Raw genomic sequence first — 12,904 nt, 5'->3', positions numbered from 1 at the left:
ATACTTTCCACGGAAGCTATTATAGTTTCCATGGAAACTAATTTAGGAACGAGGCAAGCCCGCGGCTTCCAGCTAGGCAGGCTGGCCCTCACCGCCATCGCGCCCATCGCGTGGGGATCCACGTACTACGTCACCCGGGAGTATCTGCCCAGCGATGCAGCACTTTGGGGAGGTGTCTTCCGTGCATTGCCTGCGGGGCTGATTCTGCTGTTGGTTTGCCGAAGGCTTCCGCGAGGCAGTTGGTGGTGGAAATCCTTGGTCCTGGGCACCTTGAACATCGGAGCGTTTTTCGCATTGGTGTATGCGGTGGCTCAGATACTTCCTTCAAGCATTGCGGCAACAACGATGGCTGTTTCTGCTGGGGTGCTGATGCTCATGGCGTGGCTACTGATGGGGGAGCGGCCGACTCGCTGGCCACTGATCGGGGCCGGGCTGGGGTTCCTCGGCGTGGCGATCATGGTCTTTGACGGGCAGAGCCAAATCAATATGCTCGGTATTCTCTTGTCGCTCACCGCCATGGGTATTTCAGGCCTTGGATTCATCCTCGCCAAAAAATGGTCAAGCGGGCAACCGATCCTAGACACCACCGCTTGGCAGTTGGTCGCAGGAGGGTTGTTGCTCCTGCCGGTCGCAGGACTCGTTCAAGGGCCGCCGTCGGCCCTCGATGGGCAAGCGATATTGGGATTCGGTTACCTCAGCATTGTTGCTACGGCGGCAGCATTTCTCGCGTGGTTCAGTGGACTGCGCTATTTGCCATCTGCCACGGTGGGACTGCTCGGCCTGCTGAACCCGGTCACCGGTGTAATACTGGGAACCCTGCTGGCCTCCGAAACCCTTGGTGTCCAAAGTCTGAGCGGTATGGCCATGGTGCTTGCCGGGGTGTTTTTGGGGTTCTTAGCTAATCGAGTGCAGGTTAAAACTTCGGATCGTGATCAGGCACATGCAACAGTGTCATCACTCGATCAGCATTCTCTGGAACAGCGTGTTGCGTGCCCCGAGAGACCACAATCATGACCACAAAGGCTAGTGGAACGCTCCAGGCGGCAGGTTGGCGCAACAGGTGAATCCACCACTGATCGGTAGCGGGCAGGAAGATGCCGATGATTAACGATGTGCCGCAGGTGATGGCTCCGACCAGCAGTCCGGCGATTGCTCCCTTGGCGGTCAGTGAACGCCACCAAATCCCTAGAAGCAACAATGGGCAGATCGTGGAAGCGGTAAAGGCGAAGACGTTGCCGATGGCTCCAGCCAGAGCCAGCGAGCTGGTGAGCACAGCAATAAGTACTGGCAGGGCCGTGGCCAGAACGGTGGAAATGCGGAAGCCTCGAACCGTTCCTTTGAAGAACTCTTGGGAGATTGCCCCGGAGAGCGAGACTACTAAACCAGAAGTAGTCGACAAGAACGCGGCGAAGGCGCCACCGACCACGACGGCCGTGAGGGCATCGGCGAGGAAGCCATCAAAGAGTCGGGATGGCAACAAAAGAATCGTGGCGTCGGTTTCATTAGTAGCCCCCAGCTCAGGGGTGTAAAGAATGCCAAGGACGCCCAAGGTGGTGGGTAAAAGGTAAAACGCGGAGAGAAGGCAGAGAACAATCACCGTGGTGGTGCGGGCGCTCTGACCGGTGGGATTGGTATAAAAGCGAACCAACACATGAGGAAGGCCCAAGGTGCCAAAGAGCAGGGCCAAGATGATTGAGATCGTCTCGTACATGTTCATCGTGTTGACCGATTCCAACTGCACGTAGAGGCTCTGCGCTCGTTCACTGGCCGCGTGTTCTGGGACGGCACGGGAGAGCAGGAAGATGGTCGGGATAACCAAGGCGGCCAATTTGAACCAGTATTGGAAGGCCTGCACAAAGGTTACTGATCGCATGCCGCCGGAGAGCACGGTTACGCAGACGACCACGGCCACTACGACCGGTCCCACCCAACTGGGCAGGCCTGTGGCGATTGAGAGGGTCAGTGCCGCGCCGTGCATTTGCGGAACGATGTATAGCCAGCAGATCACCACCACTAGGTAGGTGGTCAGCTTGCGCAACATCGGCGAATTATCGAAGCGGATCTGTGCAAAGTCAGGAATCGTGTAGGCCCGAGATCTGCGCAACGGGGCAGCCACAAACAAGAGCAGCATCAGGTAACCGGCGGTATAGCCGATGGGGAACCACAAACCTGATTGACCGGAAAGCACAATGAGCCCGGCGACGCCGAGGAATGATGCGGCGGAAAGATATTCGCCACCGATGGCCGAGGCATTCCACCACGGAGGCACGGTACGCGAAGCAACATAAAAATCTGAGGTGGTGCGCGAAATTCGCAGGCCATAAAAAGCGATCAGCATGGTGGTCAGACAGACCACGATGAGGGCGGAAACCGAAAGTAAACTAGCCACGGCTGATGCTCCGATACCTGCGCTCATTGCGTGCTGCCGCCCGATTATAGAGTATTCCGGCCACAATGATCAGTGGGTACATCCCTACCCCGAGGACCCACCAGGGCAAGGGGATATGGAACAGATGAATATTCGAGACCACTGGCCAAAACACCAGTAGTGAACAGATGCCCACCAACAGTGCCAATAATCCTGCAGCCACCGAGCAGCCTAATCGCAGTTGGGAACGGATCAGCTGACGGACATAAAATTCTTCGGCTGTGTGCTCTGGTGGCTGACGAGTCACGGTCAGCGAGGCATCTTGCGGTGCCTGGACAAGCACTCGTTGTGGGCGCTGTTGTGCAAATCGTCCTGGCAAAGCTTCGTCAGGCGAGTTTGTGTTCTGGCGTTTGTCGCCAGCTGCTGGATTCTGCACGCGGGCCCCGGGCAATCCTAGAGTGGACGGACGCGGTTGGCCGCTAGACGCTCGCGGAGGTAGGGCAGGGCACGTCGAGAAATTGGAAGTTCAGCTCCGTGAACAACCACTGCCGCCTTGCCAGTCTGTAGCCGCACGGTCTCGATCTTATCCATGCAGACCAGATAGGAGCGGTGGATACGTACAAAGCCGGACTCACCCCACTGCTGCTCAAGATCATTGAGTGGAACACGAATCAGGTAGCTAGATTCTTTGGTGTGTAGCCGGGCGTAATCACCTTGAGCCTGAACGTAGGCGATGTCGCCGCGCGGGATGAGTTTGGTGATGCCACCCTGATCTACGGTGATCATTTCTGGCTTGGCAGGCGTTTCCTCCACCAGTTCACAAATGCGGCGCACGGACTCGGCCAAACGCTGTGGGCGGATGGGCTTGAGTACGTAGTCGATAGCGGCCAGTTCAAAAGCCTGGAGCGCTTGGTCTTCATCGGCGGTGACAAAAACGACCAGTGGGGGATGAGCAAAGCGCGTGATGACTCGGGCGATGTCTAAACCGGAGAGGGCTGGCATGTGGATGTCCAAAAACAAGGCATCAACTTCGTTTTCTTCTAAGGCTTTTAACGCCGCAGCGCCAGAAGTAGCGCGGTGGATTTTGCCAATTCGCGAATCTTGGCTCAGCAGGAAACAGATCTCTTCCACTGCTGGGAGTTCATCATCGGCAACCACCACATTAATCATGCAAAAATTCTACCGTTTTCTTACTGTTTCTAAACATTTGGGATTCCTAAACCTCAGCACCGGTGGTGTCTGGCGCACGGAATTTAGGAACGCGCAGGGTGATCAAGGTTCCAGCTCCCGGGGCGGTCTCGATGATCAGCCCATTGGAGTTGCCGTAAAGCTGACGCAGTCGCAGGTCAACATTTCGAAGTCCCACATGCATGGTTGTGGTGGTGCCAGCGAGCACGCTGGCCAATTGCTCCGGGTCCATGCCCATCCCGTCATCTTCAACCGAGATCACCGCATGCATGCCGTCCTCGGTGGCGGTTATTGAAATGACACCACCATCGGGGCGAGCCTCCAGTCCGTGGCGGACGGCGTTTTCCACCAATGGTTGCAAGGCGAGGAATGGAATTTGAGTGGGGAGAACTTCGGGAGCAATCTGCAAGCTGACCTTGATTCGATCGCCGAAGCGGGCTTTTTCAAGTAAAAGGTAGCGGTCGATCGCTTCGAGCTCTTCGGCCAACGTAGTAAATTCTCCGCGGCGCCTAAAGGAGTAACGAGTGAAGTCGGCAAACTCAATCACCAATTCTCTGGCACGGGCTGGGTCGGTATTAATAAACGAGGCAATGGCGTTTAGCGAGTTGTAAATGAAGTGTGGGGAGATTTGCGCGCGTAATGCGCGCATCTGAGCTTCAAGCAACATTGCTTTGGACTCATCTAGTTGCGCAGTGGATACCTGTGCGGAGACAAAAACCGCGACTTCTGACACTGCACGAACAAAGCTCGCACCGGCGCGCTGCGAGAGAGCAATCACCGCGCCGACAACTTGATCGCCCACCATGATGGGAGCGGCAACAATGTCCATTGACGTTGAATGCTTCACCTGAGTTTTGCCGGTAGCCAGTGTAGAAGCCGAAGCCTCGGCGGCATCCTCTTCTAATTGTGCGGTGAACTCGATTCCGGAGTCGGTGGCGAGGATCCGGGTGCTGTCGCTGATCAAAAGCACCTGGCAATTGAGTAGCCGGCGCAGTGCCTTGGCGCTTTTTACGGCGCCTTCTTTAGTCAGCCCGCGTTCCAAATGGGGTACGGCAACTGACATATGGTGCAGGGTTTTGTAGGTAGCTTCTTCGGCATCGGTGCCCATCTCTCTGGTTGAGCGAGAAATCCTAAAACCGAAGTAGCCAACGATAGTAATGCCAAGCACCACGATGACCACGATCAGGGTGACTTGCAATGCTGGAGACATGTTCTCATCCTAAAGGCCTTCAAGACCCTGTGCGTTGAGCGCGATGGTGCGTGCCGTTGAGCGCATAAAACAGCCCGTTGAGCCACGCTCCCTCGAATTTCCCTAGTAGCGCGAGGAATCATCACTAATAGTGAATTGAGTCACACTTTCGATGTGAGCTCGCCCGCATCTCTAACTCGCTCAAGGAGGGCCTCAATGAGTGCCAACCCGGAACCCGACGTCACTGGCGACGTCGATTTCGTCAAGGAGAGTCAATCTGAGGAATTTCAGGAACTACGCAAAACTCACCGTAGCTTCGTATTCCCCATGGCGATCTTCTTCCTCGTCTGGTATTTCGCCTACGTACTGCTAGCTGACTATTTCCACGACTTCATGTCAATCAAGGTTTGGGGCAACGTCAACCTCGGCATTCTCCTTGGGCTCTTGCAGTTTGTTTCGACCTTCATCATCACGGCAGCCTATGTCAGCTACGCCAATAAGAAGATCGACCCGCAGGCCACGCGCATTCGCGAACGCCTAGAAGATAAAGGAGTGAAATAAATGCAGTCACTAACACTCCTTGCTCAAGGTGCGGCCGCATCAACCAAGGTGGGTAACCCACTGGTTAATATCGGCATCTTCATTGCCTTTGTTGGCATTACCTTGGTGATCGTTCTGCGAGCATCCAAAAACAACAAGACCGCCGCGGACTACTATGCCGGTGGCCGTTCCTTTACAGGAACGCAGAACGGTACAGCTATTGCCGGTGACTACCTCTCGGCGGCGTCCTTCTTGGGCATTGTCGGAGCCATCGCCATCAACGGCTACGACGGCTTCCTGTACTCCATTGGCTTCTTGGTCGCCTGGCTTGTCGCGCTGCTGCTCGTTGCCGAGCTGTTGCGAAACACCGGTAAGTTCACCATGGCGGACGTACTTTCCTTCCGCCTCAAGCAGCGTCCGGTTCGCATTGCTGCCGCAATCTCCACCCTGGCAGTTTGTGTGTTCTACCTGCTGGCACAGATGGCTGGCGCAGGCGCGCTGGTTTCGTTGCTGTTGGGTATTGATCAGAAGCTTGGTCAGTCACTGGTGATTGTCATCGTTGGTGCGCTGATGATTCTCTACGTACTGGTCGGTGGCATGAAGGGCACCACCTGGGTGCAGATCATCAAGGCCTGCCTGCTGATCGCTGGCGCGTTGATCATGACCGTCTGGACCCTGGCTAATTTCGGTTTCAACTTCTCGGAACTGCTGGGCAAGGCCGCCGAAGTGGCTGGCAACCCAGAGATCCTGAACCCGGGTATGCAGTATGGCAAGAGTGAAACTTCCAAGTTGGACTTCATCTCCTTGGCGTTGGCCCTGGTGCTTGGTACCGCTGGCCTTCCACACGTGCTGATGCGTTTCTACACCGTGCCAACCGCGAAGGAAGCACGTAAGTCGGTTGTCTGGGCCATCTGGTTGATTGGTGCTTTCTACCTGTTCACCCTGGTTCTTGGCTTTGGTGCCGGCGCACTGATTGGTCCAGACCGGATCAAGGCCGCCCCAGGTGGCGTGAACTCGGCAGCGCCGCTGCTGGCTTACGAACTGGGCGGAACGGTTCTGCTGGGTCTGATCTCGGCCGTCGCCTTCGCAACTATTCTGGCTGTGGTGGCAGGTTTGACCATTACTGCAGCTGCTTCCTTTGCTCACGACGTTTACGCTTCGGTGATCGCTAAGGGCAGGACTACCCCAGAGAAGGAAATGAAAGTAGCTCGACGAACCGTGCTAGTTATCGGCGTCTTTGCTATCGCTGGCGGTATCGGTGCTCAGGGGCAGAACGTGGCCTTCTTGGTAGCTTTGGCCTTCGCGGTCGCTGCCTCGGCTAACCTGCCAACCATCCTGTACTCGCTGTTCTGGAAGGGATTCAAAACCCGCGGCGCAGTTTGGTCTATGTACGGTGGTCTGGGTTCGGCCCTGTTGCTGATCATTTTCTCCCCGGTCTTCTCCGGGGCAGAAACCTCGATGATCCCAAGCATCGACATGTCCATCTTCCCGCTGGCTAACCCGGGCATCGTTTCCATTCCGTTGGCCTTCTTGCTGGGCTGGTTGGGATCGGTTACCGATAAGAGGATCGAGGATCCAACTAAGGCAGCTGAAATGGAAGTTCGTTCGCTGACCGGTGTGGGCGCTGAAAAGGCCGTCGATCACTAAACAAATAACACGTAGGTAAAACACAGTTCTGGGGATTAACCACCAATGGTTGATCCCCAGAACTTTTTGTGTGGTATCACTGGCTGCTGGTTTGCAGCGAATGTCGTAGCAGTGCGGTGGTTCGGTACGGGACCAGCTGCGCCATGGACAATGCTGAGTCAGCGCGATTGACCCCATCAATATGTAGTAGCTGGCCGTGGACCCTAAAAAGTTGTTCTGCATCCTTGGCTGCCACTCGTACCAAGATGTCGGCATTACCGGTGAGTCCGTGTGCTTCTAGCACTTCAGGGATGGTGGCTAACTTAGCGGTGATTTCCTCAAGATATCTCTGGTCCACATGTAATTCAATGAAGGAGAGTAGTCCGTAGCCCAATGCGGCCGGAGGGATGCGACGGTCCGGATTATCCAGGACTTCATTTTCAAGTCTGGTCATTCGAGTCTGCACCGTATTACGTCCGAGGTTCAAAGCCGTAGCGATGGCCGAACAGGTTCGTTTTTGGCAGTGGCTAGCGCCAGTAGGATTCGTCGATCTGTCACGTCCAAGAGGTGCATAATGAGCACGTTAGCACCGTAAAGGAAGGATAAATAGGGCGTTTTGCGCTAATTTTCCGCTGAACATTGTGCGTCTTGCGTTACGTGAGTAGCATCACATTTAGCGGGGTTCGACCAGGAATCTCGCCAACGACTACGTGAAAGTAAGGATGCCGATCGTGTCCACACAGCACATGGACGTAGCCGCCGGATGCCTACCAACGCATCAGCTGCTGAACGTCGACGGGAAACGAATTCCGGACGAAGAACTAGACCACCACCTCAAGGACCTCAAAGAAGCGGACCTTGCCGATTTCTTGCGCGACATGGTGGTGCTGCGACGGATGGACAATGAGGCCACCGCCCTGCAACGCCAAGGTCAACTGGGCCTGTGGGCTCCGTTGCTCGGCCAAGAAGCCGCACAAATTGGTTCGGTGCGCGCCACCGAAGACGACGACTTTATCTTTCCCTCGTACCGCGAACACGGAGTCGCGTGGGCTAGGGGAGTGAAAGCAGAAGACCTACTAAGCGTTTGGCGCGGAGCCCAAGCCAGTGGCTGGGATCCGAACGAAGTAAATATTGCTTGCCAACAGATTGTCATAGGTTCCCAGGCGCTACACGCTGCTGGGTACGGGATGGGCATCAAGTTTGATGGCGGCAAGCAAGTTTCCGTGGCTTACTTTGGCGATGGCGCCACCAGTCAGGGTGACGTTAATGAGGCGATGATTTTTGCGGCCAGCTACCAGGCGCCGGTCCTCTTCTTCTGCCAGAACAACCAATGGGCCATCTCAGAGCCCGTCGCCTTACAAAGCCGTACCCAGATTGCTGACCGTGCCCATGGCTTCGGGCTAAAAACCTGGCGGGTGGACGGCAATGACATTCTGGCCGTGTATGCGGCAACAAAGGCGGCTCTGGCCCACGCCCGACATGGACTTGGTCCAACGTTCATTGAGGCTGTTACCTACCGAATGGGTTCTCACACCACCGCTGATGATCCAACTCGATACCGTAAAACCGAGCAGCTTGAAGAGTGGAAAGCCAAGGATCCTATCGATCGCTTGGTGAAGTACCTGCATGAAATGGGTGCAGATGTTCAGTCTTATGAGCAGCGTGCGCAGAACGCCGCCGATGACATGGCAGCTCAGTTACGTGCCGCAATCACCACCATGGAAGATCCAAAGGTCCAAGAGCTGTTCTCCAATGTTTATGCAGAGAAGCATGAACCGACGCAGCGGGCAGCTAAAGAATATTTGGATTATCTTGGTGACTTTTCAGGTGGTGAATAATCATGGCAACAACTATGCTCAAAGCGCTAAATAAGTCGCTACACGATGCGCTCAGCGAAGATGAAAAAGTTATCTTGCTCGGTGAAGACATCGGAACCTTGGGGGGCGTTTTTCGTGTCACCGATGGGCTAAAGTCCGAATTTGGTGAGCACCGAGTGGTCGACACTCCGCTGGCCGAATCAGGAATTGTCGGAACTGCCATTGGTCTGGCCTACCGTGGCTACCGCCCGGTGGTGGAGATCCAATTTGATGGCTTCACTTACCCGGCTTTTGACCAGTTGGTTTCGCAGCTGGCTAAGCTGCATTACCGTTCACGCGGACGGGTGAAAATGCCGGTCACTGTCCGTATTCCTTACGGTGGTGGCATCGGATCTCCGGAGCACCACTCGGAATCACCGGAAGCGTACTTTGCTCACACCGCGGGACTGCGAGTATTTGCACCTTCCAGTGTGGAGGATGCCTACACAATGCTACGCCAGGCCATCACTTGCGATGACCCGGTGATCTTCTTTGAACCTAAACGCCGCTATCACGAAAAGTCTGACGCTGAACTCATTGAGCCAGAGCCGGATTCTTCACCTAAGGCAAGAGTGGTTCGAGAAGGAAATGACGTGACGATGGTCGGCTATGGGCCAACCACCTATACCTTGATCGATGCTGCCCTAGCGGCCGAGGACGAAGGTACCAGCCTAGAAGTCATTGATCTGCGCAGTTTAGATCCGTTGGATTTCGACACCATCGCTCAGTCGGTCCAGCGCACCGGAAAGCTGGTTGTGGTTCACGAGGCCAGTCGGACCGCGGGGTTGGGTGCCGAGATTTGTGCCGAGATCACCGAGCGTTGTTTTGATTACTTGGAGCACGCGCCCTTGCGTGTGACCGGATTTGACGTTCCCTATCCACCCTCGCGACTAGAGAGCCATCATTTGCCGGATCTAGACCGAGTGCTACACGCGGTAGATGCGGTCATGGCCCACCACGAAGCCACCGAAGGAGCTGCCCAGTGATGAGCAATCAAACTTTTAAACTGCCAGATCTGGGAGAGGGTCTGACTGAATCCGAGGTCTTGAACTGGAAGATCAAGGTCGGCGAGCAAGTGAGCCTAAATCAGGTCATTGCCGAGGTGGAAACCGCTAAAGCAGTGGTGGAGTTGCCTTCACCGTTTGCCGGAGTGGTCCAACAGATTCATGCGTCCCAAGGAGAAGTTGTTCAAGTCGGTGGCCCGCTAGTGACTTTTGGCGACGAAGCACCAGCTAAGGATTCACCGCAACAACAATCACCACAAGATGCTTCCGGAGCCGAACGCACCCCGACTCTTGTGGGTTATGGTGCCCCCGCTGCTACCGGTGCTCGACCGCAACGCAAAACCCGTAACTCTCGGCAGGCAACTTCTGTTGTGGTGGATCATGGGAGTAATCAGCGCACCGTTACTCGTTGTACACCCCCGGTGCGAAAGCTTGCCCGTGATCACGGGGTCGATATTTCGGTGCTTGCTGGAAGCGGCGAAGATGGGCTGGTGCTTCGGCGTGATGTTCAACAGGCCATTGATGCTTCTGGCTCGGTCAGTGATTCTTCGGTTGCTCAACCGAAGGTGGACGCGCACGCGGGGGATAGGCACGTAAAAATCACCGCAGTGCGTAGAGCTACCGCTAAGGCCATGGTGAGTTCTGCCTTCACTGCTCCGCATGCCACGGAGTTCCTGACCATTGATGTCACCGAATCGTTGGCTTTGGTTGAACATATGCGGGCCCACCGGTTGACGAAAGACGTCAAACTCAACATCACTACGCTCACTGCCTTGGTTGTCACTCGCTTGCTAGGGACCTATCGGGCATTGAACTCAACGTGGGACGAACAAGCTGATGAAATCGTTGAATTCGGATCGGTAAATCTTGGCATGGCTGTCGCCAGTGACCGCGGCCTGTTGGTGCCGGTAATCAAGGAGGCTCAGGCGATGCCGCTGGTTCAATTGGCTACCGGGCTGAGTGAGCTCATCGATCAAGGTCGGTCCGGAACATTGTCTCCGGCTCAACTTTCTGGTGGCACCTTCTCCATTACCAACGTTGGAGTGTTCGGCGTTGACGCTGGAACACCAATTCTTCCCCCAGGGCAGGCTGGAATTTTGGCATTAGGCCAAGTGAAGCGTCGGCCTTGGGAATACCAAGACGAAGTAGCGCTTCGCCATACCATGACTTTGGCTTTGTCCTTTGATCACAGGGTGGTTGACGGCAAGGAAGCAAGCGAGTTCCTCGCAGGTGTCGGATCAGTTTTACATGACCCCGGAATGATGAACATTTTTATTTGACATTCAAGTTATGTTGACCCGGACAGAATATCTTTGACGGAATGACTAAACCGATTTCAAGCATTGCTTTCATGAATATTCATTGGTTGTTTCGCAATTTTTGATGTAATCTCATTCACTACGTGCTACAGCTCACGCTTGCGCGCACGGCTCTGCGAAATGCAGAAGCAGCAACCTTATGTTGAGGAGAAATAGGATGCGATACTCGCACGCATCTAAGGCTGTCGTTCTTTCAGCAGCCTTGGCACTGACCCTGTCGGCTTGTGGAGGCGGTTCAAGTGACACCGCCAGCGGTGATGGGGACGGTTCATACGTCGTCACCGCTAACACCACAGAGCCGCAGAACGGTCTTCTACCTGCCAATACCAACGAAGTTGGTGGCGGTCGTGTCATGGACCTGCTCTTCACGGGCTTGGTCAGCTATGACGCAAAGGGTGCCCCTGTCAATGAACTCGCTGAGTCCATTGAGTCCAAGGACTCCCAGAACTACACCATCAAGATCAAGTCTGGCCAGACCTTCTCTGACGGCTCTCCAGTAACTGCTGCTTCGTTCGTGGATGCTTGGAACTTCGGTGCCGCAGCCAAGAACGCTCAGCTGAACTCCTACTTCTTCGAGTCCATCAAGGGCTACGACAAGGTAAGTGCTGAGAAGTCCAAGGAAGACAAGATGGAAGGTCTGAAAGTAGTTGATGACACTACCTTCACCGTCAAGCTTTCCCAGCCTGAATCTGACTTCCCACTGCGTCTGGGCTACACCGCCTTCATGCCGTTGCCAGAAGCAGCATTCAAGGATCCAAAGGCCTTCGGCGAAAAGCCAGTCGGCAACGGTCCATACAAGCTGACCGAATGGAACCACGACGTCAACCTGAAGATGGACATCAACGAGAAGTATGACGGTCCTCGCAAGGCTGCAAACGGTGGCATTGATTTCAAGGTCTACCAGTCCACTGACTCGGCCTACTCGGATCTGCAGTCCAACAACTTGGACGTACTGGATCAGATTCCTCCAGGACAGCTCGCTTCCTACCAGGATGACTTGGGTGAAAACTCAGTCAACTCGCCATACGCAGGTAACGCAACCATCACCATCCCAAGCTACCTTGATCACTTCAAGGAAGATGAAGAAGGTAAGCTGCGTCGTGCCGCGATCTCCAAGGCAATTGACCGTCAGCTGATCATCGACAAGGTCTACCAGGGTGGCAAGTCCATCGCTAAGGACTTCACCGCGCCTGTGCTTGAAGGCTACAGCGATGATCTGCCAGGCAGCGACGTGCTGGAATTCAACGGTGACGAAGCCAAGAAGCTTTGGGCTGAAGCCGACAAGATCAGCAAGTGGGATGCAGACAAGGAATTCAGCGTTGGCTACAACGTTGACGGTGCCGGTAACAAGGAATTTGTTGAAGCTGTAGTCAACCAGCTCAAGAACAACCTTGGTATCAAGGCAACCGCCCAGTCCTTCAGCTCCTTCAAGGAACTGCGCGCCAAGGTAACGACCTACGACATGTCCGGTAGCTTCCGCACCGGCTGGCAGGCCGACTACCCATCGCTCTACAACTTCCTCGGCCCACTATTTGGTACCGATGCAGGCTCGAACGATGGCAAGTACTCCAGCAAGGAATTCGACGAGAAGCTCTCTGAGGGCTTGGCGGCGACTGACCCAGCTGAGGGTGCAAAGATCTTCAACGAGTCCCAGGAAATCCTGTTCAAGGATATGCCTGTCATCCCACTGTGGTACCAAGCAGTTCAGGGTGGATGGAGCACTAATGTTTCCAACGTTGAGTTCGGTTGGAACGGTGTTCCAATCTACAACGAAATCACTGGTAAGTAAGTAATTTCAGCTTTCGGACTGGTCA

12 protein-coding genes are annotated in these 12,904 nt (G+C 54.9%); 7 read left to right on the top strand and 5 right to left on the bottom strand.

Features of this window, described 5'->3' with window-relative positions:
• Window positions 1-30 precede the first annotated feature (30 nt).
• Window positions 31-1,014 carry an EamA family transporter gene (locus EYR88_RS12150; RefSeq protein ID WP_131090027.1) on the top strand — a complete coding sequence of 328 codons (984 nt, stop codon included), beginning with the start codon at window positions 31-33 and terminating at the stop codon, window positions 1,012-1,014.
• Here EYR88_RS12150 and EYR88_RS12145 read toward each other — a convergent pair.
• From EYR88_RS12145 to EYR88_RS12130, 4 genes are read right to left on the bottom strand one after another with little or no spacing between them, the layout of a single operon-like run.
• Window positions 914-2,416, bottom strand: a complete 1,503-nt coding sequence (locus EYR88_RS12145) for a cation acetate symporter (RefSeq protein ID WP_131090026.1) — start codon at window positions 2,414-2,416, stop codon at window positions 914-916. The genes EYR88_RS12150 and EYR88_RS12145 overlap by 101 nt on opposite strands.
• A complete protein-coding gene (locus EYR88_RS12140) occupies window positions 2,382-2,804 on the bottom strand; it encodes a hypothetical protein (protein ID WP_242632571.1) in 423 nt (140 codons plus the stop codon). Before EYR88_RS12140 ends, EYR88_RS12145 begins: the two co-directional genes overlap by 35 nt.
• 17 nt (window positions 2,805-2,821) lie before the next feature.
• Window positions 2,822-3,538, bottom strand: coding sequence for a LytTR family DNA-binding domain-containing protein (locus EYR88_RS12135; RefSeq protein ID WP_131090025.1), 717 nt, complete (start codon window positions 3,536-3,538; stop codon window positions 2,822-2,824).
• 46 nt (window positions 3,539-3,584) lie between these two features.
• Window positions 3,585-4,766: a sensor histidine kinase gene (locus EYR88_RS12130; RefSeq protein ID WP_131090024.1), complete on the bottom strand. Its 1,182-nt coding sequence runs from the start codon at window positions 4,764-4,766 to the stop codon at window positions 3,585-3,587.
• A 195-nt stretch (window positions 4,767-4,961) separates the two neighbouring features.
• Between EYR88_RS12130 and EYR88_RS12125 the strand changes: the two genes are divergently transcribed.
• Together EYR88_RS12125 and EYR88_RS12120 are read left to right on the top strand one after the other, a co-directional pair.
• Window positions 4,962-5,306 (top strand): DUF485 domain-containing protein, encoded by a 345-nt coding sequence (locus EYR88_RS12125; protein ID WP_131090023.1) that lies wholly within the window; start codon window positions 4,962-4,964, stop codon window positions 5,304-5,306.
• A complete protein-coding gene (locus tag EYR88_RS12120; protein WP_131090022.1) occupies window positions 5,307-6,932 on the top strand; it encodes a sodium/solute symporter in 1,626 nt (541 codons plus the stop codon).
• A 76-nt stretch (window positions 6,933-7,008) separates the two neighbouring features.
• On the opposite strand, the gene EYR88_RS12115 is transcribed toward EYR88_RS12120, so the two are convergent.
• Complete coding sequence (locus tag EYR88_RS12115; RefSeq protein WP_315973714.1) at window positions 7,009-7,365, bottom strand: Lrp/AsnC ligand binding domain-containing protein; 357 nt, start codon at window positions 7,363-7,365, stop codon at window positions 7,009-7,011.
• A 268-nt stretch (window positions 7,366-7,633) separates the two neighbouring features.
• On the opposite strand from EYR88_RS12115, the gene pdhA reads away from it, so the two are divergent.
• From pdhA to EYR88_RS12095, 4 genes are all read left to right on the top strand, one after another.
• A complete protein-coding gene (gene pdhA, locus EYR88_RS12110; RefSeq protein WP_131090021.1) occupies window positions 7,634-8,749 on the top strand; it encodes a pyruvate dehydrogenase (acetyl-transferring) E1 component subunit alpha in 1,116 nt (371 codons plus the stop codon).
• Window positions 8,750-8,751: 2 nt separating this feature from the next.
• The gene (locus EYR88_RS12105; protein ID WP_131090020.1) at window positions 8,752-9,753 is read left to right on the top strand and encodes an alpha-ketoacid dehydrogenase subunit beta; all 1,002 of its coding nucleotides are present in this window, start codon (window positions 8,752-8,754) and stop codon (window positions 9,751-9,753) included.
• On the top strand, window positions 9,753-11,051 hold the full coding sequence (locus EYR88_RS12100) for a dihydrolipoamide acetyltransferase family protein (protein WP_131090019.1): 1,299 nt from the start codon (window positions 9,753-9,755) through the stop codon (window positions 11,049-11,051). Before EYR88_RS12105 ends, EYR88_RS12100 begins: the two co-directional genes overlap by 1 nt.
• Window positions 11,052-11,247: 196 nt before the next feature.
• On the top strand, window positions 11,248-12,879 hold the full coding sequence (locus EYR88_RS12095) for an ABC transporter substrate-binding protein (RefSeq protein ID WP_131090018.1): 1,632 nt from the start codon (window positions 11,248-11,250) through the stop codon (window positions 12,877-12,879).
• The last annotated feature ends 25 nt before the right edge of the window (window positions 12,880-12,904 follow it).

Source organism: Arthrobacter sp. S41, from assembly GCF_004320535.1.
In the GTDB taxonomy this organism is placed as follows: Bacteria; Actinomycetota; Actinomycetes; order Actinomycetales; family Micrococcaceae; genus Glutamicibacter.
This window is presented reverse-complemented; position numbering and strand designations above follow the sequence as displayed.